The sequence below is a fragment of the Streptococcus anginosus genome, from assembly GCF_001697145.1.
In the GTDB taxonomy this organism is placed as follows: Bacteria; Bacillota; Bacilli; order Lactobacillales; family Streptococcaceae; genus Streptococcus; species Streptococcus hominis.
In genome coordinates, this window is record NZ_CP012719.1 from 1,894,732 (window position 1) to 1,914,721 (window position 19,990).

At 37.0% G+C, this 19,990-nt stretch carries 24 protein-coding genes and 3 pseudogenes; 17 read left to right on the forward strand and 10 right to left on the reverse strand.

What is annotated here, in order from left to right; genetic code table 11:
- Window positions 1-88: 88 nt before the first annotated feature.
- From SanJ4206_RS09260 to SanJ4206_RS09285, 6 genes and pseudogenes are all read right to left on the reverse strand, one after another.
- A complete protein-coding gene (locus tag SanJ4206_RS09260) occupies window positions 89-1,237 on the reverse strand; it encodes a tyrosine-type recombinase/integrase (protein ID WP_003027782.1) in 1,149 nt (382 codons plus the stop codon).
- 79 nt (window positions 1,238-1,316) lie between these two features.
- The gene (locus SanJ4206_RS09265) at window positions 1,317-2,831 is read right to left on the reverse strand and encodes an RNA-binding domain-containing protein (RefSeq protein WP_003027783.1); all 1,515 of its coding nucleotides are present in this window, start codon (window positions 2,829-2,831) and stop codon (window positions 1,317-1,319) included.
- A gap of 173 nt (window positions 2,832-3,004) precedes the next feature.
- Entirely contained in the window at window positions 3,005-3,280 is a 276-nt protein-coding gene (locus SanJ4206_RS09270; protein WP_022525216.1) for a MerR family transcriptional regulator, read from the reverse strand.
- Between the two features lie 249 nt (window positions 3,281-3,529).
- Window positions 3,530-3,853, reverse strand: a pseudogene (gene rhuM, locus SanJ4206_RS09275) (RhuM family protein); the annotation flags it as partial.
- 20 nt (window positions 3,854-3,873) lie between these two features.
- Window positions 3,874-4,863, reverse strand: coding sequence for an Abi family protein (locus SanJ4206_RS09280; RefSeq protein WP_003027787.1), 990 nt, complete (start codon window positions 4,861-4,863; stop codon window positions 3,874-3,876).
- A gap of 284 nt (window positions 4,864-5,147) precedes the next feature.
- Window positions 5,148-5,774 carry a helix-turn-helix domain-containing protein gene (locus tag SanJ4206_RS09285; protein WP_003027789.1) on the reverse strand — a complete coding sequence of 209 codons (627 nt, stop codon included), beginning with the start codon at window positions 5,772-5,774 and terminating at the stop codon, window positions 5,148-5,150.
- A 115-nt stretch (window positions 5,775-5,889) separates the two neighbouring features.
- On the opposite strand from SanJ4206_RS09285, the gene SanJ4206_RS09290 reads away from it, so the two are divergent.
- The 16 genes and pseudogenes from SanJ4206_RS09290 (at window position 5,890) to SanJ4206_RS09355 (ending at window position 13,594) form a co-directional block, all read left to right on the forward strand.
- Window positions 5,890-6,090 carry a helix-turn-helix transcriptional regulator gene (locus SanJ4206_RS09290; protein ID WP_003027791.1) on the forward strand — a complete coding sequence of 67 codons (201 nt, stop codon included), beginning with the start codon at window positions 5,890-5,892 and terminating at the stop codon, window positions 6,088-6,090.
- A gap of 152 nt (window positions 6,091-6,242) precedes the next feature.
- Window positions 6,243-6,860: pseudogene (locus SanJ4206_RS09295) on the forward strand (Rha family transcriptional regulator).
- A gap of 4 nt (window positions 6,861-6,864) precedes the next feature.
- Window positions 6,865-7,032: a hypothetical protein gene (locus SanJ4206_RS09865; protein ID WP_003027793.1), complete on the forward strand. Its 168-nt coding sequence runs from the start codon at window positions 6,865-6,867 to the stop codon at window positions 7,030-7,032.
- A 343-nt stretch (window positions 7,033-7,375) separates the two neighbouring features.
- Window positions 7,376-7,654: a hypothetical protein gene (locus SanJ4206_RS09300; RefSeq protein WP_003027794.1), complete on the forward strand. Its 279-nt coding sequence runs from the start codon at window positions 7,376-7,378 to the stop codon at window positions 7,652-7,654.
- A complete protein-coding gene (locus SanJ4206_RS09870; RefSeq protein ID WP_003027795.1) occupies window positions 7,651-7,827 on the forward strand; it encodes a hypothetical protein in 177 nt (58 codons plus the stop codon). Before SanJ4206_RS09300 ends, SanJ4206_RS09870 begins: the two co-directional genes overlap by 4 nt.
- A complete protein-coding gene (locus SanJ4206_RS09305; protein ID WP_003027797.1) occupies window positions 7,817-8,053 on the forward strand; it encodes a hypothetical protein in 237 nt (78 codons plus the stop codon). The genes SanJ4206_RS09870 and SanJ4206_RS09305 overlap by 11 nt, the downstream gene beginning before the upstream one ends.
- Window positions 8,050-8,385 carry a hypothetical protein gene (locus SanJ4206_RS09310; protein ID WP_003027798.1) on the forward strand — a complete coding sequence of 112 codons (336 nt, stop codon included), beginning with the start codon at window positions 8,050-8,052 and terminating at the stop codon, window positions 8,383-8,385. The genes SanJ4206_RS09305 and SanJ4206_RS09310 overlap by 4 nt, the downstream gene beginning before the upstream one ends.
- A 1-nt stretch (window position 8,386) precedes the next feature.
- The gene (locus tag SanJ4206_RS09315) at window positions 8,387-8,656 is read left to right on the forward strand and encodes a MerR family transcriptional regulator (protein WP_003027800.1); all 270 of its coding nucleotides are present in this window, start codon (window positions 8,387-8,389) and stop codon (window positions 8,654-8,656) included.
- An 8-nt stretch (window positions 8,657-8,664) separates the two neighbouring features.
- A complete protein-coding gene (locus tag SanJ4206_RS09320) occupies window positions 8,665-9,456 on the forward strand; it encodes a phage replisome organizer N-terminal domain-containing protein (RefSeq protein ID WP_003027801.1) in 792 nt (263 codons plus the stop codon).
- Window positions 9,457-9,470: 14 nt separating this feature from the next.
- Window positions 9,471-10,322, forward strand: a complete 852-nt coding sequence (locus tag SanJ4206_RS09325) for an ATP-binding protein (RefSeq protein ID WP_003027802.1) — start codon at window positions 9,471-9,473, stop codon at window positions 10,320-10,322.
- 248 nt (window positions 10,323-10,570) lie between these two features.
- Window positions 10,571-11,011 carry an ArpU family phage packaging/lysis transcriptional regulator gene (locus tag SanJ4206_RS09330; protein ID WP_022525218.1) on the forward strand — a complete coding sequence of 147 codons (441 nt, stop codon included), beginning with the start codon at window positions 10,571-10,573 and terminating at the stop codon, window positions 11,009-11,011.
- 279 nt (window positions 11,012-11,290) lie between these two features.
- Window positions 11,291-11,404, forward strand: a pseudogene (locus SanJ4206_RS10030) (phage terminase small subunit P27 family); the annotation flags it as partial.
- A 135-nt stretch (window positions 11,405-11,539) separates the two neighbouring features.
- The gene (locus SanJ4206_RS09340) at window positions 11,540-11,731 is read left to right on the forward strand and encodes a type II toxin-antitoxin system HicA family toxin (RefSeq protein ID WP_003027804.1); all 192 of its coding nucleotides are present in this window, start codon (window positions 11,540-11,542) and stop codon (window positions 11,729-11,731) included.
- A gap of 35 nt (window positions 11,732-11,766) precedes the next feature.
- Complete coding sequence (locus SanJ4206_RS09345) at window positions 11,767-12,147, forward strand: type II toxin-antitoxin system HicB family antitoxin (RefSeq protein ID WP_003027805.1); 381 nt, start codon at window positions 11,767-11,769, stop codon at window positions 12,145-12,147.
- Window positions 12,148-12,698: 551 nt separating this feature from the next.
- On the forward strand, window positions 12,699-13,139 hold the full coding sequence (locus SanJ4206_RS09350; protein WP_022525219.1) for a LytTR family DNA-binding domain-containing protein: 441 nt from the start codon (window positions 12,699-12,701) through the stop codon (window positions 13,137-13,139).
- Window positions 13,136-13,594, forward strand: a complete 459-nt coding sequence (locus SanJ4206_RS09355) for a DUF3021 domain-containing protein (RefSeq protein WP_003027807.1) — start codon at window positions 13,136-13,138, stop codon at window positions 13,592-13,594. The genes SanJ4206_RS09350 and SanJ4206_RS09355 overlap by 4 nt, the downstream gene beginning before the upstream one ends.
- Before the next feature lie 188 nt (window positions 13,595-13,782).
- On the opposite strand, the gene mutS is transcribed toward SanJ4206_RS09355, so the two are convergent.
- A complete protein-coding gene (mutS, locus tag SanJ4206_RS09360) occupies window positions 13,783-16,344 on the reverse strand; it encodes a DNA mismatch repair protein MutS (RefSeq protein WP_022525220.1) in 2,562 nt (853 codons plus the stop codon).
- Between the two features lie 257 nt (window positions 16,345-16,601).
- A complete protein-coding gene (argR, locus tag SanJ4206_RS09365; protein WP_003027809.1) occupies window positions 16,602-17,042 on the reverse strand; it encodes an arginine repressor in 441 nt (146 codons plus the stop codon).
- Between the two features lie 103 nt (window positions 17,043-17,145).
- Between argR and argS the strand changes: the two genes are divergently transcribed.
- Window positions 17,146-18,834, forward strand: a complete 1,689-nt coding sequence (gene argS / locus SanJ4206_RS09370) for an arginine--tRNA ligase (protein ID WP_003027810.1) — start codon at window positions 17,146-17,148, stop codon at window positions 18,832-18,834.
- 54 nt (window positions 18,835-18,888) lie between these two features.
- On the opposite strand, the gene nrdI is transcribed toward argS, so the two are convergent.
- Window positions 18,889-19,344 (reverse strand): class Ib ribonucleoside-diphosphate reductase assembly flavoprotein NrdI, encoded by a 456-nt coding sequence (nrdI, locus tag SanJ4206_RS09375; RefSeq protein ID WP_003027811.1) that lies wholly within the window; start codon window positions 19,342-19,344, stop codon window positions 18,889-18,891.
- 75 nt (window positions 19,345-19,419) lie between these two features.
- Window positions 19,420-19,929 (reverse strand): ABC transporter permease, encoded by a 510-nt coding sequence (locus SanJ4206_RS09380; RefSeq protein WP_003027812.1) that lies wholly within the window; start codon window positions 19,927-19,929, stop codon window positions 19,420-19,422.
- Window positions 19,930-19,990: the final 61 nt, after the last annotated feature.

Here is a 19,990-nt window from a genome sequence, read left to right on the forward strand (position 1 = left end):
TGGTTTTACCCTTTCTAAACGTTGATTTAATAAGGTTCTGATGATGTTTACAGCTATCAAAAACTCAATTTGTTCACCTTTTTGTGGACTAAAGGGAGCTAATGGCTTTCTCAAAGTAAGCTACTGCTTCTTTTTCTTTGTCTCTTGATAGGTGGCTGTAGATGTCTAAGGTCATTGTAATATTGGCATGACCTAAGCGATATTGTAATTCTTTGTATGAGATACCAGCATTCAGCAATAAACTAGCGTGAGTATGGCGGAAAGCGTGAAAGGTAAAGCGAGGGATACCTGCTTCTTTACAACGGGTATCTAAAGCGCTTTGCCTAATTGCCAAATCAAAATATTCTCTTGTAGGGGTGGCAAAGACTACAGACGGAGCACGCGCCCCGGTCTCGAAAAATAGCTGGCGTTGCCTATTCTTGTATAGACGCAACATATTGACTGTTTTCTTGTCTATGCTAATGGTTCGATTGGCTGACTTGGTCTTAGCTGTACTAACCGCCTTTAAGCCTTTGTTATACGTTTTATTTACGGTGATTGTACTCTTATCAAGGTCTATGTCAGTCCATTCTAAGGCGCAGACTTCACCAATCCGTAACCCTGTAGACAAGAGCAAATGATAAAGGACATACTCATAATACAAACCATAACGCTTGTACTGCTTCTTTTCTAGATTATCAAGAAAAGCCTTCAAATCATCTGGAGCAATAAACTTTACCTTGTTATCATCAGCCTTCTTTTGTCTTCTAGGAAGTATAATATCTCTAGCTGGGTTATTGGTGACAAGTTGCAGCAATATTCCTTGCTGAAAAATCCTCCTGATGATTGACCGTATTGTCACAAAGTTTTCAAAATATCTTGATAACTGATTGATAAAAACTTGTATATCACTAGCCGTTATCTTGTCTAGTTGTCTGTTCCCAAAAACTGGGTAAATATGGGTTCTTAGATTGCTCAATGTTGCCTCATAGGTTTGTGGCTTAACGGTCAGCTTATAGCTTTCTAGCCATATATCAGCCAGCTCTTGAAAATTCTTGACCATGACTGCCTTTTGAATGGTTGAGCCATTCAGTTTAAAATCTATCTGGGCTTGTTGAGCTTTTGATTTAACCTCTTTTCTTGTCCGTCCTGTTACGCTGGTTTTTACTTTCTTACCTGTTACCTGGTCAACACCGAGATAAACACTAGCACGGTATACAGTTGTACCGTTTTTCTTTTTGACTTCTGTTATTCTCATGATATCCCTTTCTATCAGCAGGCAAGCCGTAAAAGTTTTAGATTGGGTTTATATCATGCTAGGAGCTACGAGAACGCCCCTATTTTCGTTTCATTTCTTCCAGTAGAGAATACATGGCATCAATATGATTATATTTTTGAAATTCAGGATCCTGGTTTTGTGCAATAAAATATACATATTGTCTACCAGATCTGAATTTATCAATGGCTTGTTTTTCCACTAACTTTTTCAAATATTTTAAAATTGTATTTTTATGGATTTTTAATTTTTCTTCCAAGATCTCTCTTGTTACGAAACGATTTTCAATTATTAACTCTAATATTTTTTTTTCATATTCATTATCAATATCTAGGTTATCTATAAGAGAAGTATCCCATAATGTAAATTCAACAGAGTCTAATTTAGTCTGTAATTTGGGATATTTTAAATGACTTTCCTTAACTGCTTCCATTATTTTAGGTATGCCAGTTCCAGCCTTTTCACATAAATTTAAAAACCTAAAGATTTCTTGAATTAGATAGTTCCTTGGATCAGAATGCGCTCCACTAAAAAAGTCCCTTAGGTCAATTCTAAGTGTTCCACCATTTGTGAATATATATCTGTCGGAATATCTAATTACCATTATCCCTTTTTCACTCTTATAATCACTATGAATAAGGCTATTAACAAATGCTTCACGAATAGCAATTCGTAATTTTGAAATTCCAATTCGATTTATGGAATTTTCTTGAATGTTCGAGTTATCATTTAAAGTTAGATATAATTTTTCAATAACAAGGTAGAAAAAATTAAAAAGATTATCTTCTCCCCAAGTACCGTCATAAATTACTCGGTCTTTAAAACGATTATTTTCGGTAAACTCTTTTAAAACATATTCTACATTATAGTGAGGAATAAACTCTTTTATCGCAGTATGCGTTCCAAAAATCAATAATCCAGCTACTGTAGGTTTTACTTTGTTGTCTGAACGATCTCTTCGTAAAGCATTTATTTTTAAAAGAAATTGCTCGTTATCTAATTTTGAAAAAGGATGCTCAGCATTAATATTGTCGAACTTTTCTCTATATCGATTTATTGTTTCTTTATCTAAATCTAAAATAGAGAAATCCTGAACAAGTGTACTATCAAAACTTTCTTTTGCAGAATCTCTTAACATCGCATTGATTTGTTCTTGTGAACACCTAAAATCACCAGTTCCTTGACGAAAATAGGTAGATGCTATATTTTCGTTGAGATGTATTGGTTTCTCCTTGTAGTTTACTTTATTAACAGGGATAATGATGATATCTTTTCCTTTTATATTTGTGATTTGGACGCTTTCCTCATTAACCACATTTCTATTAATTTTTTTAGGGTTATTAAGTAAACTATATAATTCATCCAATACCTTATCGGAATTATTAACACCAGAAATATAAAAATCTTTATTCTTGGTGTTTTCTGAGACACCTAAAATTAGCAGACCATTATTTGTATTAGCAAATGAACAAATTGTTTTCATGCCGTCTTTAGGGAAAGAATTTTTAGCTTCTTTAAATTCAACGCTTTGGCTTTCCCCTGATAATAACAATTTTTGTATATCGTATTCTATCATTTTTACTCCAATCAATTCGCACACACATTCGCACACGCGCGGAAAAATAAGTTTATCTCCTATTAGGAAACGGCGTTATTAAAGGTTTTATTAATAACAGGTTATTCGCACACACATTCGCACACGCGCAGGAAATTTTAAAACTTTTTGAGTTGCTTTGTTTCACATTTTAATTATAACTTATGCCAGTTGTTGTTATACCAATCTCGCACAGCGTCGCGTGGATAGCGTATTTGTGTTCCTCTGCCTCTGTCGATTCGTGGAAAATCTTTAAACTGCAAGAAACGCCCCAGAGTACTGGTAGAGCAACCAAGCAATTTTATTAGCTGCTTTTGATTTAGTTCTAAGGGAAGTGTTTGATCAATATCAATGGCTTTTGTCTTTTCAATGATTACAGCTTGGACCATATCACCGAACTTGTCAGCCATTTGTTGCATTAATTCATCCATATTTTCACACTTTCTGTTTGCATTAAATTGGAATAGTAAAATCACAACTAAACAGACGCACAACATACGACAGTTTATTTTAAGAACTTGTCCAGAAGATTAATTATTTTGTGTAAATTTTCAAAAAAGCAATCATGCGCCTGCTTAATTCTAATTTCATGCCATAAGGGGTCGTGTTTTCTAATTGTTGAGGAGTGTTGAGGCTTGAGCTATATAGAATGTTAACATTTGCTAACGTTTTAAAATATAAAAGCGCGTGGCTTTTTGAGAGTTGACCCGATAACCTACGGAGATAATGGCGTCAAGATTGTAATAGCTGACATCCTTAGTTTGGGTTTTATCAGCAATTGCACCGTGTTTTGTGGTTATTTCCATTTTGGAAACAACCACTTTTTCTTCTAATTCTCCCTCTTCAAAGATATTTTTTAAGTGTTTACTAATGGCAGGGACACCAACACCAAACAGCCTAGCCATTTCTTTCTGACTAGCCCAGATAGTTTCCCCGCGTATAATAACGCTAGCTGTTTCTTGGTTGTTATCTGCTGAATAGATTAAAAATTGTAATTCGTTCATGGCTTCCTTTCTGTGGTTTATTATTGTGGTAGTTTCATAGTGATGACATGCCAATTATCAGGAAAACCGAGCGTACTCAGAATAGTATTTGTATGGATTGGGTACCCTCTTTTTGAAAGGTAGTTGTCCAGATAAAAAAGGCGTTTCAATACCGTATTATGTAAGATTGCATATTGTGTTTTACTTAAAAAACATTGTAATGTTAAGAATGTATTATATACGTCACTTCTAGGGGAGTTAGGAAGAATTCCGTAGCGGTCATGTAAAGTTGGAAAATAAACAAGGTTATTTTTACATTTGAAATCTAAAAGTCGTGAATCATGGGCGCAAATATTACGAATTTCAAAAATGTTTTCAATAAAGGACAAGAGTACATTTCCGGTAAAAAATGATTGTATTGCCATTTTTTCAGAAATAAAGGTGTAATGACGTTTGGCAATTGTATTTTGAATTGCTGGAAGATATTTGATTACAAGTTTTAGCTCTCCAAATGTAAGATGTTCCACCATAACCCAGAAGGGGATTCCGCCATGATTTCTTTGATGGTTCTTTATTGGGTTGTTTCCAAGTTGTCTATTATATTTTGAAATGATTTTTTGAAATCTGTTTACCAAAAATGTAACATCTCGACTTTGGTTTCTACTATTGGAGTCGTAAGTATAGAAGTCCGTGGATAGATAATCCGTGGGATTATCCTTATACTTTTCTGCTAATGTATATGCAGTTATTGATTTTATATGTTTTTCAGCTTCCAAAATAGCCTTTAAGAAAATAAACTTAAGCTCTCTATCTAGAAAATACAACATGGAAATATCATCGAAGGTGGTACCAAGGAAATACTTATTTGTTGTTTGCCAAAAATATCGACTATATCCATTGATAATTGAATAGTAATTATTGGTCATTAGATAAAGTTTATTATTTTGGTAATCCGTTAGCTTAAGTCCTCTATTGTGTAAAATATTTAGTTGTTCATGTACGTTTTTGAATGGACGAACCAAAAAAGACACCTCCTTATACTGGAGATGCCTTCCGCAATCGGGACCCGTAGGTTTTTCCGAAAGCTATTCCTTAAGTATCTCCATTGTAAAATATTTTTATGTTTTCGTCAATATTTTTGCGTTTATTTTGTAAAATTTTATGCTGATTCAGTTCCTTTCCCGTGTGGTGCGTGGGTAAGCTATCAATCGTTTTTAAACTCCAAAGTGATATAATGGTTATGTAATTGCCTAAACTTTTCGCTTATTTTCAGTTAGGTACTATTAAACTAGCTTGTCTTTTTTGTTGCTATTATTCAATTCTCTTGACTTTTCTTGAATTTTTCTAACTCTTCAAGATAGTCTTCTGCCCAAATCCCAGTTTTTTGATATCGGTCAATTCTGTCTATATATCTCCGATTAAAGTTAGCTTCAATCTCCAAATCCATGATCATATCCATATTATTCTCTGTATAGTCAAGACTAGAAATATATTCCTCTAAGAGATTGGCCTGTGATTCGTAGAATTTTTTCATACCGTTTAAATCCTTAGCAGGAATAGGATTTCGGAGATTATAGTTATATAGATTTATAATATCATTCAAGTCTGATCTGATAAAAAATGCACTATCGATAGCTTGTTTGGTATTTTCAAAAGCTTCTTCATCTAGTTCTTCTTTAGTTTTTTCCATGTAATCTAGGATATAGTCCCAGTTATATCGACTTCTAGCAGAACTGCCATATAATAGCTGCTCAACGCTGAGATTTCCTAGTTTTGCTATTTTTAACAAATTTTCTTTGTTAGGCAAATTACGCCCCTTTTCCCAATTATTAACAGTCCCCTTACTGGTATTAAATGCTTTGCCAAATTCCTCCATAGTTGCACCTTGGTCAAGTCTAATACTTTTAATTCGGTTTCCTACTTCAATATTATTCACTTCCATTTTTTTACCTCGTATTTAAATTATAACTATTTTTTGTTTTTAAGTAAAGAAAAGTATTGACTTTTTAAAAAATATTGGTTACAATCAAGGTATGCAAAAGTAAAGGAGGTGTGAAATGGTAAATAAGATAAAAGGTTATCGAAATATGTTGGGTTTATCTCAAGAACAATTAGGAAAACAATTGGGCATAAGTAAGCAAGCTTATTACAATAAAGAGAGTGGAAAAAATTCTTTTTCTGATTCTGAAAAGTTAAAGTTTAAAACTTTGTTATTACCATTGTTTCCTGACATAACCATTGAAGACATATTTTTTTGAGAAAAAGTATGCAAAAGTATTTTAAACACATAGGAAGGAGAGACACAATCGCAATACTACACTACATTTACAGATTTCTTAAGTGGCGCTTCACCACTGGGGATTGAACTACTCGGAAGAAATTTCCGACCAGAATAAAAAGGAGCCAAACAATGGAATTAGTTTACATGGACGGCAAGAAAGAGCCGTACACTACTAGCGAGATAGTTGCTGAATGTGCTGCTATTAGTCATCACGCTATATAAGAGCATATTAGAAAGCGTAAAGACCGCTTAGAAAGATACGGAATAATCGCATTTGAAATGCGTAAATTAAATGGGCGGGGTAGACCCGAAAAGCTTTACCGACTGAACGAGCAACAAGCAACTTTGCTGATTACATTCTTAAAAAACACCAAGCAAGTCGCAAACTTTAAAGAAAATCTTGTCAAAGCATTCTTTGAAATGCGGGACGAGGTGGCAGAGTTTAAGCTGCAGCGTGCTTTAGAGCGACCTAAACGCAAAACCTTACACGACAGTATAGAGATATGGCTGGTTGCTCCTAACCATGCTCACAGTACAATGAACAATCTTTTACTGAAAGGTGCTAGCGGTATGAATAAGCGCCAACTGATGGCGGCGCGTGGTGGCTATAATGGCATTGATAGCCTAACCAGTACCGAGCTAGCCAGATTTCAAGACTTAGAAGATATGGCTATTGCTATGATTAAGCTAGGCATGACTTATCAGGAAATAAAATCCATGGTCTTTAGACCACAACAAGGAGGATAAAAAAATGTATCTATCAAACGAACAAGAAAAAGCTCATCTATACGCTATGATCGACCTTGCAAACAATGCTATTTTACAAGGTGATAAAAAACAAGCACTAACTAGCCTTTATTTTATCAAAACAGGGCTTGAATATATTTTAAATGACAACGATAACTCAAAAGCTGAATAAGCAGCAAGCGCTAGAATCGATTTTAAGCTGATTTTCGCCAATAAGATATAGCCAAAATCAACTTGAAATGTCTCAAGGATATAATTATATCCCTAACCGTTTCAACCGCTCAAAACGCCTATTAGAGTGCTTAAAAACAGAATAAAACAAAAAGGCTTAACCAACCGACCAAGTAGGAAGCCCTTTCACACAAATACTAAAACAATACAGCAGGCAAGCCGTAAGGGTTTTAGTAAAGATTTATAGCTAGATTATACCATATCTAGGACATTTTGACCATACGGAGGGCGCTACCCCTTAAAAAGGGCATAAATACAAGAAAATTTAAACGAGGTAAAACACCATGACGAAAACAACAACAGTATTATTGAGCACTGAAAAACTAATCGACTTAGGTAGTGAACTAACTGACATCATGAACAGCTTAGAAATGAATAACTTAACTCTAGAAGCCTTAGAGATAACGCAAAAAGTGGATACAGCGACCTTTAACTGGATAGCTAAGAAATATATTGAGACTGCTTATGCACAAAACGAAAAACTTTGCCAAAGACTAGACAAAATTGCCTTTCTGCTATTAAACAATGACAAACCCAAGGAACTGGAGGCATTAAACAAATGAGCGAACTACTAGGCGCAATTTTAACGCTACTACTTTTCTTTCTTGCTGGTATTTGTACTCAACTGTTTAATGCTTGGGCGATTGCTTACAAGCGGAGGGGCTATATCACTAAAAAGCAACTCAGAAAAATTGAAAAATGGCTAGAGGTTATGGAGGCAGAACATGGCAGATAAAAAAGAGTTTGACCTTGCAAATGAAAGAGCTAAGAACTTTGGTATTTGGCTAGAAGAAGCCTATCAGACTATGTTAGATTTTTCTCTAGAAGATAAATTTGACTGTTACAGTATTGAGGAACGAAACCAACTAGAACGAGTTTTAGAAACTTTAATGGATTTTTGCGATATGTGGGAAAGAGGGCAGATTATCCTAGCCAGCAAAGAAAGAGAGACGATTGAATGAAGCTTCCAATTTTACCAGAGAATTATAAACGCGTGCTTGCTCTTATCCCGCAGGGAGCAGAAAGACCACGCGCAGGCAAAGAGATTGTCAAGCTCACAGGGTTAGATATCCGAACCGTTCGAGGCATTATCCGCGGTTTAGTAATTAAGTATCATATCGCTATTTGTGGAAGCCGTGACCTAGCAGGCGGTTACTATATCCCAGCAAATGACAGCGAACGTCTGGCAGGTATCAGAGCACTAGATAGGCAGCGACAAGATGAGCAAAAGCGAATCAGCGCCCTCATGTATGGGGACTTGAACGAACAAGACAAATATTTGAAAGGCAGTTAGTATGGCATTATTTAGCTTAGATACAGAAACACAACTAAAGGCAGAAGCCCTAACCTTGCTTTCTAACTTTCTGCAGTCTTACACGCAGCCAAAGCCAAGACAGCTTGGACTAATGACAGCCCAACAGGTTAAGGAGGAACTAGGGATAAAATCCAAAACCTTGGCACGTTGGGAAAAAGCAGGCTTAAAACGATATCGCCCACCACTAGAAGACACTCGCAAAGTCTTTTATAAAGTAAGTGATATTCTGATATTTTTGGGAGTAGATTAGGGGGAACAATGGCAAAAACAAAAGTTTATTTTTGGCTAAAAATTGATAAAAAGTTTTTTGATAATATCTTTATCAAAAAACTTAAAACTTTACCGGGTGGTTACACTATGACAGTTATATATATCAGACTTATGCTTGAAAGTCTTGATAGTGACTGCATTCTTTACTACGAGGGATACTTTGATAGTTTAAAAGCAGAATTAGCCTTAAAGCTAGATGTTTCAGAAGATGATATTGAAATGACTATAGCATATTTTACAAAATGCGGTTTAATTCAAATTGATAAGGATAAAAATGCAGAAATGCCTCAGGCAAAGGCTATGGTAATGAGTGAGACCAACTGGGCAAGTTATAAACGAGAACAGAGAAAAAAAGAGGGATTGGAAGAAGTCCAAAAAAGTTTGACAAATTCCAACTCATGTCCAACAGAGATAAAGATAGATATAGAGAAAGAGATAGAGCAACAGCTAAAGCAAGAAAAAGCTGGTGAAGTTGGTAAAAATATTATCTTTGAAAAACTAAAAGAGGCTTTTGGTGAAATGTCTGTTAGTGGCACAATGGTGACAGAGGCTGAAGACTTACTAGCTACTCACGGCCAGACTTTGTTACTTTATGCTCTTGAACAAACCATATTGAACAACGGTAGGTCTATTAGATACACGCGCTCAATCCTTGAACGCTGGCAAGGTCAAGGATTAAAGACTATCGAGCAAGTCAAACAAAATCAAGCAGCTTACGAGGCTAAGAAACAGCCATTAGCACAACCAACACAGGACAACTTCCCTGATGTCCCGTTTTAGAAGGAGGTGAAAACATGGAGGAACAGTTCAAAGAGTATCAAAATAGAAAAATACTTGATAAGGTCTGCTCAATTCATAACGTGAACTATTGGCAAATATCAACACCTATTAGGGGAAGTGATGAACGTAAGTTGCAAGAGTTTTGCCCTGAATGTGTCAGAGAGAATATACAGCGCGAAGAACAAGAGTTAGCTAACGAAGCCACAAACCAACAAGTCTATCAAAAAACCTATCATGTCCTAATGCGTGATAGTGTAATCCCTGATGAGTTAAAAACAGCAACATTTGACAATTTCATAGTCGAGACCCAAGAGGAGAAACAGCTATTAGCCTTTGCTCAAAATCAGGTAAAGAAGTACCTAGAAGGTATGAATGGAAATACGCTGATTACAGGCTCTACAGGCGTTGGGAAAAGTCATCTAAGTGTCGCTATGGCTAAAGCTATCAACGAGGACTGCAAGGCTAAAAATGAGCCTAAAAGCGTTCTGTTTGTAACCTTTACAGATATTGTTAATAAAATTCAAGATGGTTGGACTTATGGTAAGAATGCAGCTTTTACTAAGTTTGATGCCGTGGAACTCTTGAAAAAGCCTGACTATCTTATCATTGATGACTTAGGAGCAAAGAATGCGGTTATTAAACCTAAGAATGATTGGGAGCAGGATTTATTATTTGATATACTTAACAATCGTGAGAATACAATTATCAATACCAATCTAAGCGGTGATGAATTAAAAACAGTGTATAACGAACGTAACTATAGCCGCATTCTCAAAGGCTTAGAGGGGAATTCGTTCAGGATTTACAGTATCAAAGATAAGCGGTATTCAATTCGACAATTAAAGACTAAACAAGTTAAGAAATAACAAAGAGGCGCGTGCCTCTTTTATTGTTTAGCTAGACTTGAAAATTAAACGGGCTTTTGGTAAGGTATTGAATATAGGATCTAACAAGATAGCGCGTGATTGAACAAAGAACGAACAAAGGGAAAATAACTATTTGAGTTATGGATAATCCAAAGAACACGCGCAGAAAATGGCAAAAAAAGCCAGCTTGTGCTAGCTCCTTTTGGTAAATGTTTGATAGTACTATTATACCACAGGAGATATTAAACATGCTGGAATTGTTTAGAGAGATTGACGAAAAAGCAACTCAAGCCAAGGCTAAAAAGATTTTACAGGCTTATCGCCGTTTGTGTCGAATTGCTGGGAGTGAATACACTTTGCGGAGCGCCAGTGCTTTTTCAGACCAACCACGTAGCAAGAACAATCAGCCAAGCAACGGACTTGAAACCTTTGTAGTAAAAAAGCTAGACGCAGAAAGAGAGATAGCAGAGATAGACAATGCTATTAGTTTGCTTTCTAGTGATGTGTACAAAGAAATATTGATTAGAAGATTTTGCAAAGCAAGACAGTGTAGCAATATCTGTATATACATGGAATTAGATTTGTCTGAATCGGAATTTTACAGAGAACAAAGCAAGGCATTATTAGAGTTTGCAGAATGGTATAAAGCTGGTGAATTACTTGTCTTTAAACCTTACGTAACGGGTTGAAACAGTATTTATACAAACCAAGATACAGGGGCTATTTGCCCCCTATTTTTTTGAACGGGGTAGGGTTTATTCGGAATGAAAGAACGCTGCCCTCTTCTGTGCAAAAAATTCCCTTTTTGAAATTTTTGAATGCAATAGGAAAGAGAGAATAATTTTTAAAACACCCCCCGCACCCTTGCGAGAGCAAGAGAGCCGCGACAAGATATCATCTTACATCACGCGCTAATTTTTCAGATCTTTAAGGGGTGTCATGGAGGACGGATTAGGAGGTGAAGTTGCTTGGTTAAAAATCCTTACTATCGGCAGAACAAAGGGCGTTTACCCAGCGACCCGCCGAACTATTTGGGAACAGTCGCGAGGGAGACTTGGCGCAAAATCGTTCCGTTTTTAGAACCTTATTATCAATCTATAGCCAAATGCTAAACTGCAGTATTTTATACATGCTATCAGTTAAAAAACTTTTTCTTTCCACTTGCTTTCAATGCGCATAATGTGTATAATAGAAAATGTAAGGAGGTAACGTACACTATGCCACTTACAGGAAAAGAAATGGCAAAGCTAGCCGAGAAAAATGGTTGGGTAGAAATCCGACAGAACGGCAGTCATCACCATTTCAAACATAAAGATTTTGATTATATAGTGACTATCCCAATTCATGGAAACCAGGATTTAGGGAAAGGGCTAGAAAGCAAAATCCTGAAAGATTTGGGGCTGAAATAATCCCCCTTATCTTTCATTTTTGGAGGTAACAGACTATGTTAAAATCATATCCAGCAATTTTTCATAAAGAGGAAGACGGTTCTTATTGGGTAGAATTTCCAGAGTTCGGAGGAGGCACACAAGGAGCAAATGTTGAAGAAGCCTTGAAAAATGCCCGTGAAATGCTTGAGAGTGTTTTAGCTGCTTACATAGACGAAGGATTAGATATGCCAAAACCTAGTGACATCATGACTTTAACCGTTAAAGGCGGCTTTGTTAGCATGATACAAGCAGACCCCACCCCTTTTATTCGCAACAATAAAGCCATTAGAAAGAATGTGACTGTCCCTGAATGGTTAGTAAGATTAGCAGATCGTGAAAAAGTAAATTATTCTGAAGTGCTAACTCAAGCCCTAGAAACAAAATTACAAGCCTAGATACAGTCAGCATGCGCAGCGACAGAAATGCGCATGATAACATGGTATAATAATCTTATCAGCAAGGCTACAAGCAACTAAAAAGCGTAGCTATTCACTACGCCAGTTCTTGCCTGCTGAACTCATATTGTAAATGACCTGTAAAGGCCATTTTTTGTTCACCTTTTTGTGGACTTTTAAGGATTTTCTAACAACTTCTAATATTACATAATATTGATAAAACCCAGAAATACCAACGGTTAAGAGCTGTCAATGAGTTGTAAAACTATCTATTTCCTAGTTCTATAATTTTTGACATAGTTTTCTCCGTAAGTATTCTAGCTATCATTATAACATAAAGCTGTTTTTCTATCAGAAGTCTGGTGTGAGGGGAACACACATCGTTTCCTCGAAAAGACCAAATAGACAAGTAAAGCAACCACTTAGGTAAAAGCCCTTGTTTTCCTCGTCAAAATAATGTTTAATAGATTTAGGAAGAGGGAGGTAGTTAGTGACCTCTTGGTATGAACGAAAATCAGCAACAAACCAACATCTGGAAAGAAGGGATGTTTATGAAAGTGCAATTGTATATTGACGAAAAGTTTTCAGAGGAAAAAGTCATTATCGAAGCACCGGCTTTGTCAGATGCCATTCAGCAATTGATGAAATTTGCTCAACAACTCGGTAAAAACAAAGTTATTCGAGCCAAAAAAGAGGAAGAGATTTACCTATTAGATACTGCTGAAATTCAGCGGGTTTATATTGAAAACCGCCAAGTTTGGGCTGAAACAGCGACAGGCAATTATCTCTTAGGGCTTCCGCTTTATCAAGTTTTGGAATTGCTTCCCACTGATTTTCTACAGATTTCCCAATCTGAAATCATCAATATCAAACAGATTGATCATCTGAAATTGACTGGCAGCGGTCTGATTCAGATTGCAATGAAAAACGGTCAGATAACGTATTCATCTCGCCGTTATCTCAAAGCTATAAAGGAGAAATTACAACTATGAAAAAAACATTATTCAGAGATGCTCTAGGAGGCATTGTTATCGGACTCCTCTTATCCGTCATCTTTTCTTACTTTTTTGCACCTGTCTATCATCCGCTCAACCCTTATTCAGCAGTTGGTCTTTGGATGGAACAGCATCATATTCACGGCGCCTTAGTCGTTCTCTATTGCGCAGTAATATGGGGTCTAATCGGCTTGCTCTTTAGCTTAGGAAAAGAGCTTTTCAAAAAAGATTGGAGCATCCTCAAAGCAACTATCTGTCACTATGGGCTTATGATTCTAGGATTCATTCCCTTAGCTCTTTTAGCTGGCTGGTTTCCAAGTGAACCCATTTTCATCTTACAGTTGATTTTGGAATTTACTGTTGTTTATCTTATCCTTTGGGCAATCCTGTCTTATCTGACTAAAAAGAAAATTGAGAAAATCAATCATCACTTAAAGGAACAATGCAAATAGCAAGAAATAACCGCTGTGAAAAAACTCACGGCGGTTATTTGAACCCAACTAAAAATGCAGATTGATAGAAAACAATCATAGCTTACTAAATTGTTGTGGTTTGAAGATTAGACCCTAGCTGCAATTCTGGTATGACATTTCAGCAAAGTAGACTGTTAGCCAGCCACACCCACTATAGCTTCAACATTTTAAAGTTTCTTCTTCATCTCTGCCACAGCCAACATCACTTCCATTGGAGTCATGTTATAGATGTCCAACTGACGTAACTCGTCTAAAATAGGTGATTCGGTTATTTCTGGAAATAAAGACATCTGCTCAGCCACTTGATTTTTTTCACGAGCATCCGCAGGCAATGTATTAGAGATGCCAAGAGATGACTTCTCATTTGCTTGGCTTTCTAATCGTGTCAATATTTGATCCGCTCTTGTCAACAAATCATTTGGCAAACCTGCAATTTTTGCTACATGAATCCCATAAGATTTATCAGCAGGTCCAACTTCAATCTTATGAAGAAATGTTACTTGACCATCTTTTTCTAGGGTTGCTACATGGACATTTTCTAGTTGTGTCAAGCTAGTTGACAGTTCTGTCAACTCGTGATAGTGAGTCGCAAAAAGTGTCTTGGAGCCTGTCCGATTGTGAATATACTCAATAATCGCCTGAGCAAGCGCCATACCATCATAGGTCGCTGTTCCTCTTCCTAACTCATCGAAAAGAATGAGTGAATTTTCTGTTGCTTGAGAAATAGCATGGTTCGCTTCCATCATTTCAACCATAAAGGTTGATTGTCCAGAAACCAAGTCATCCGCTGCACCAATTCGAGTAAAGATTGCATCAAAAATCGGCAATTGAGCGCTTTCAGCTGAAACATAAGAGCCCATTTGAGCCATAATCACAATGATTGCTAACTGCCGCATATAAGTTGACTTCCCACTCATATTTGGACCTGTAATTAGCTGAACATTAACATTCTCGTCCATTGAAATGCTGTTAGGAATATAGGTTTGTGCACCCATAACTTTTTCTACAACCGCATGCCGCCCTTTATCAATTTGGATAGAGCGCTGCTCAATAAATTCTGGTCTCACAAAGTGTTGCTTTTCAGCTACAGTTGCAAAGCTTTGCAGCACATCAACTGTTGCCAGAGTTTGCGCCAAGAATTGCAGGCGTTTGATATATTTACCAGCTTCCTCACGAATGCGCATAAAAATCTCGTATTCCAAATTAGCTGATTTTTCACGCGCTTCCAACATCTCGCCTTCAATACGAGCCAGTTCTTCCGTACCAAAACGCTCCGAATTTTTCAAAGTTGCCTTGCGGAAAAAATGACTGGGAACGTGTTCAAGCTGGGAATTGGTGACATGGAAATAATAACCATCTTTTTTATTGTAATCAATCTTCAGGTTGTTAATTCCACTAGTTTCTCTTTCTTTCGCCTCAATATCTGCAATCCAACTCGTTCCATCTCGCATGACCACTCGATACTTGTCCAAAGTTTCATCAAAACCTGTTTTAATAATATTACCCTCTGTAATGACATTTGGAGCATCCGATGAAATTGCCGACTGAATCAAGGCCGCCAATTCAGGAATTTCATCCAATTTAGCAATCAAATCTTCCAAAACTGGGCTGTCAATTCCTTTTAAAATTCCCTTAATTTGTGGTACATGACTCAATGTCGCAGCAAGTTGTAATAAATCTTTCGGATTGGTCTTGCCAAATGAAACCCGACTGGCTAAACGCTCAATATCATACACTCCTTTGAGACTGTCTGATAAGTCACTGCGCTCAAAGAAATGATCTAAAAAGACTTGCACTACATCCTGCCGCTTGACGATTCGCTCTTTATCAATCAACGGACGTTGAATCCACGCTCTCAACAATCGCGTTCCCATAGCTGTCTTGGTCTCATCCATCAACCAATAAAGGCTACCGTGCTTCTTTCCTGTCCGAGCATTCTCTGTTAAATCCAGACTTGCCATAGTTGAGTAGTCCATCTGCAAGAAATCTTTGATTTCATAATGATGAACTTGTTTCAAATGACTAAGCTCACGTAGCTGCGTTTTATGAACATACTCTAATAACTTTCCAGCTACTTGGTGCTCTAGCGGCGACAAGTCCTTTCCTAGTAGCTGAACATCATCAAATGTAGTTTCTACTTGCGATAAAAGGAGATTCATTTGAGTCTCCAATACTTGACGCTCCATTTCAGGCAATTCATACCCTATGACCACTTCACGCGCTCGTAGGTTTCGGATTTCTCCACAGACCATGTTAAAATCACTGAGAGTTGTAACTTGAAATTCACCTGTTCCCACATCCATATAAGCCAGCCCATATATACCTGCCAGCTTATCCAAAGCCACTAAAAAGTTGTTCTGACTGTCTGGTTTTGAAGAATCAACTACTGTCCCCGGCGTAATCACCTGTACTACTTCGCGTTTGACTACTCCAACCGCTTTTTTAGGATCTTCCATTTGCTCTGCAATCGCAACTTTATAGCCTGCTTCAATTAAGACATCAATGTATTGCTGCACCGAATGATAAGGAACTCCTGCCATTGGGATTGGATTCTCCGAGTTTTTATTGCGGCTAGTCAGAGCAATCTCTAAAATCTGTGCCGCATTGGTCGCATCATCATAGAATAATTCATAAAAATCTCCCATGCGAAACAACAGAAAAGCATCTGGATAATCTTTTTTTATATCTAAATACTGTTGCATTCCTGGAGATAGTTTTTCTTTTGTCATTCTCATCCTTTCTGTTGGTTAATAGTGATAAGAGTGGGATAGAAATCAATAGTTGCATAGAAACTTGATTTCATCGTCCCACATCCGCATAGCTGGGAGTGGGACAGAACTCATCTTGAAAATTTTCAGTTCGTAGTCTCACCTCCGCAGGGTTGCTCAACAGTCTGGGAGACTGTTGAGCAATCAGCTACTGCGTCTTGTTGACTACATAAACAAAGGAAGCTGAGCTCTTTGTCCCAGCCTCATCATTCATTCTCTTAATCCATTTTCTCAAGGAGCTGCTCTTCCATTTGTTTTGCAGCTGCTGTATCACGACAGATAACTAAGAGCGTGTTAGCCCCTGCTACCGTTCCTAAAATCAGCTCACCTTTATTGGCATCCACAAAGTTAGCCAGAATAGAAGCATCTCCTAAGCGAGTATGAAGAACCAAGGAAAATTCCGCCCGAGAAACACCCTCTACATGATAAGACAAGAACTCAACCAAATCGATTTTATTTGTTTCATCTGCTAAAACATAATAAACTTCATTGTTTTTCTTGGCTTTCGTCAATCCAATTTCACGTAAGTCCCGAGAGAGGGTTGTCTGTGTTACAATGATGCCTTGTGCCTTTAAACGATCCTGAATATCTTTTTGTGTACTCAGTTTTTCTTCCTTAATCATTCGCTTAATTAGTTTATGACGTTCACTCTTTTTCATTTTATCCTCAATAATGTATATTTATACTCAAAATTATACCAAAAAAATTGAAGATTCGTCAAAAAATATGTTAAAATACTAGTAAAAGACCAAAGGAGAAACCATGGATAATAAACAATTGATTGCAAGTGAACTGGCTAAGGTCATTGACAGCTTAGACCAAGACGCTATTTTAAATTTACTAGAAAAACCCAAAAGCTCAGATTTAGGTGATATTGCTTTTCCTGCCTTTTCTTTAGCGAAAGTAGAACGAAAAGCGCCTCAAGCGATTGCAACAGATATTGCAGAAAAAATTGACTCAACAAACTTTGAAAAAGTAGTGGCAACTGGTCCTTATGTTAATTTCTTCCTTGATAAATCAAAAATTTCAGCTCAAGTTATCAAAGAAATTGTAAAAGAAGGAAATAACTATGGTCAGCAAAATGAAGGAAATGGAGAAAACATCACCATTGACCTCTCCAGTCCAAACATTGCAAAACCATTTTCAGTTGGTCATTTGCGCTCAACCGTTATCGGTGATGCTCTTTCTAATATTTTCCGTAAATTGGGTTACAACACCATTAAAATCAATCACTTAGGTGACTGGGGAAAACAATTCGGTCTTTTAATGGTGGCTTATAAAAAATGGGGCAGCAAAGAAGCCGTCGAAGCAAATCCAATTGATGAATTACTAAAACTGTACGTTCGTATCAATGCGGAAATCGAAACAGATCCTGAACTTGATGACGAAGGTCGCCTCTGGTTCAAAAAATTAGAAGACGGTGATCCTGAAGCTACTGAATTATGGCAATGGTTCCGCGACGAAAGCCTGAAAGAATTTAACCGTATCTACAAATTGCTTGGCGTTGAATTCGATAGTCTGGCTGGTGAAGCCTTCTATAATGACAAGATGGACGAAGGCATCAAAATCCTTGAAGAAAAAGGATTGTTGGAAGAGTCTAAAGGAGCTAGCATTGTCAACCTTGATGATGTTAATCTGCCACCAGCTATGATTAAGAAATCTGACGGAGCAACACTTTACATTACACGTGATATTGCGACAGCTATGTACCGTGCTCGCACTTACAACTTCGTTAAAAACATTTATGCTGTAGGTCAAGAACAAGCTAATCACTTCAGACAATTAAAAGCCGTTTTGAAGAAGATGGGATTTGACTGGAGCGATGATATGATTCACGTAGACTTTGGATTGGTAACAAAGAACCGCCAAAAATTGTCTACACGTAAAGGAAATATCATCCTTCTTGAGCCAACTCTCCAAGAGGCTATCAGTCGTGCTAAATCACAAATTGAAGCCAAAAATCCTGACCTTGAAAACAAAGAGGCTGTTGCTCGTGCTGTCGGGGTAGGAGCTGTTAAATTCTACGATTTAAAAACAGACCGTCGCAACGGTTACGACTTTGATTTGGAAGCCATGGTATCCTTTGAAGGAGAAACAGGTCCATACATCCAATACGCTTATGCACGTATCCAATCAATCCTTCGCAAAGCTGACTTCAGGCCAAGTGCTGAAGCAACATACAGCCTAGATGATGCTGAAAGTTGGGAAATCATTAAACTGCTACAAGATTTTGCCCGTGTTGTCAAACGTGCAGCTGACAATTATGACCCATCACTCATTGCAAAATATGCGATCAGTCTTGCACAAGCATTTAACAAATTCTACGCACACACTCGTATCTTGGACGAAAGCCCTGAACGTGACAGCCGTCTGGCTCTCAGCTACGCAACAGCTGTTGTTCTAAAAGAATCTCTTCGTCTTCTCGGCATTGATGCTCCAGAAAAAATGTAATTTTCTAACCCTATCAAAAAATCCTATCGGTATTTACAACGATAGGATTTTTTATTACATTCCGTATAATTCTTCAATTTTCAGACCAATTCGTTTGACATCTTCATTCAAGCCACGAAGTTCAAATGTGTCCAAGACTGGAAAGTCAAATCGCTCTGCATATTGCTTAGCTGTTAAACAATATTGGTTGTTAAAATTACGATTACCACTACCAACAATGCCAAAACAGCGTTTGTAATTTTCTTCAAAAGCGATAAAGTCACCTAAATCATTGGTAAGAATCTCCACATCTCCATTATCCAAACCATTCCCACCTTCTAAGTAGGTTGGCAAAAAGGCTACAAAGGGCTGAGACATGGCGTAAAATGGTCGCTCCTCTTTCACCATATCTTTTATATCCACCTGCTCAATCTCAACATTTTCATGTCGCTCTTGCAAAAAAGCAGACAAACGTTTGATAAAACTCGCTGTGTTGCCACTTAAGCTAATATAAACTAAGGAAATCTTCATATTTTCTCACTTTCTAAAAATAAAACACATCTATCATTCTCTTAAAATTTTAAGCTGATAGATATGTTTTGTCAACTATTGTAATTCTTCTTTTGCTAAGTCTTGTTGCTGCCGTTTCATCTTGAAAAAGACAATAACAAGGAAAAGAATATTAAATGCAAAATAAATAATGGTCAAAACTCTTGTCGATGAGATTGCTGTGGCACGCATCGTTTGATCCTTATAAAGATTGTTGAGTGGCATACCACCGATATAATTGTAAATTGTCCCAATAATTCCTAATAACACATAAGCAATATAGGCAAAATTAGCGTATAAAATGTTTTTCTTGACGATAAACACAATAGCAGCAATCAACAATAAAATTGAAAGGACAACTAATATTTTATGCGGAATATTATGAAGAAAGACAAGACTTCTTTCAGTTACTTCCACGATTTGCTTCACAACCGTTTCAGACAGTCCTTTATAAGAACTTGTATTCGTTATTTTTTCACTGCCAAAAAAGGTTCCTACAAATGTAAAAGATGATAGAATGGCTGATAGTGTCAGCAAGACATATAGATAAATTGGTCGTTTTTTCACAATAATCCTCCTCGTTGTGAAAAAGTTTTCAGTTTTATTTATTATAACGTACGCAGTCAAA

Coding starts and splice junctions, on each gene's coding strand:
- SanJ4206_RS09330 (WP_022525218.1), top strand. CDS start 10,571: ATGCTGGAATTGTTTAGAGAGATTGACGAAAAAGCAACTCAAGCCAAG.
- SanJ4206_RS09320 (WP_003027801.1), top strand. CDS start 8,665: ATGGCAAAAACAAAAGTTTATTTTTGGCTAAAAATTGATAAAAAGTTT.
- SanJ4206_RS09865 (WP_003027793.1), top strand. CDS start 6,865: ATGTATCTATCAAACGAACAAGAAAAAGCTCATCTATACGCTATGATC.
- SanJ4206_RS09285 (WP_003027789.1), bottom strand. CDS start 5,774: ATGGAAGTGAATAATATTGAAGTAGGAAACCGAATTAAAAGTATTAGA.
- SanJ4206_RS09315 (WP_003027800.1), top strand. CDS start 8,387: ATGGCATTATTTAGCTTAGATACAGAAACACAACTAAAGGCAGAAGCC.
- SanJ4206_RS09265 (WP_003027783.1), bottom strand. CDS start 2,831: ATGATAGAATACGATATACAAAAATTGTTATTATCAGGGGAAAGCCAA.
- argR (WP_003027809.1), bottom strand. CDS start 17,042: ATGAAAAAGAGTGAACGTCATAAACTAATTAAGCGAATGATTAAGGAA.
- SanJ4206_RS09300 (WP_003027794.1), top strand. CDS start 7,376: ATGACGAAAACAACAACAGTATTATTGAGCACTGAAAAACTAATCGAC.
- SanJ4206_RS09270 (WP_022525216.1), bottom strand. CDS start 3,280: ATGGATGAATTAATGCAACAAATGGCTGACAAGTTCGGTGATATGGTC.
- SanJ4206_RS09350 (WP_022525219.1), top strand. CDS start 12,699: ATGAAAGTGCAATTGTATATTGACGAAAAGTTTTCAGAGGAAAAAGTC.
- mutS (WP_022525220.1), bottom strand. CDS start 16,344: ATGACAAAAGAAAAACTATCTCCAGGAATGCAACAGTATTTAGATATA.
- SanJ4206_RS09870 (WP_003027795.1), top strand. CDS start 7,651: ATGAGCGAACTACTAGGCGCAATTTTAACGCTACTACTTTTCTTTCTT.
- nrdI (WP_003027811.1), bottom strand. CDS start 19,344: ATGAAGATTTCCTTAGTTTATATTAGCTTAAGTGGCAACACAGCGAGT.
- SanJ4206_RS09325 (WP_003027802.1), top strand. CDS start 9,471: ATGGAGGAACAGTTCAAAGAGTATCAAAATAGAAAAATACTTGATAAG.
- SanJ4206_RS09355 (WP_003027807.1), top strand. CDS start 13,136: ATGAAAAAAACATTATTCAGAGATGCTCTAGGAGGCATTGTTATCGGA.
- SanJ4206_RS09310 (WP_003027798.1), top strand. CDS start 8,050: ATGAAGCTTCCAATTTTACCAGAGAATTATAAACGCGTGCTTGCTCTT.
- argS (WP_003027810.1), top strand. CDS start 17,146: ATGGATAATAAACAATTGATTGCAAGTGAACTGGCTAAGGTCATTGAC.
- SanJ4206_RS09305 (WP_003027797.1), top strand. CDS start 7,817: ATGGCAGATAAAAAAGAGTTTGACCTTGCAAATGAAAGAGCTAAGAAC.
- SanJ4206_RS09340 (WP_003027804.1), top strand. CDS start 11,540: ATGCCACTTACAGGAAAAGAAATGGCAAAGCTAGCCGAGAAAAATGGT.
- SanJ4206_RS09290 (WP_003027791.1), top strand. CDS start 5,890: ATGGTAAATAAGATAAAAGGTTATCGAAATATGTTGGGTTTATCTCAA.
- SanJ4206_RS09345 (WP_003027805.1), top strand. CDS start 11,767: ATGTTAAAATCATATCCAGCAATTTTTCATAAAGAGGAAGACGGTTCT.
- SanJ4206_RS09260 (WP_003027782.1), bottom strand. CDS start 1,237: ATGAGAATAACAGAAGTCAAAAAGAAAAACGGTACAACTGTATACCGT.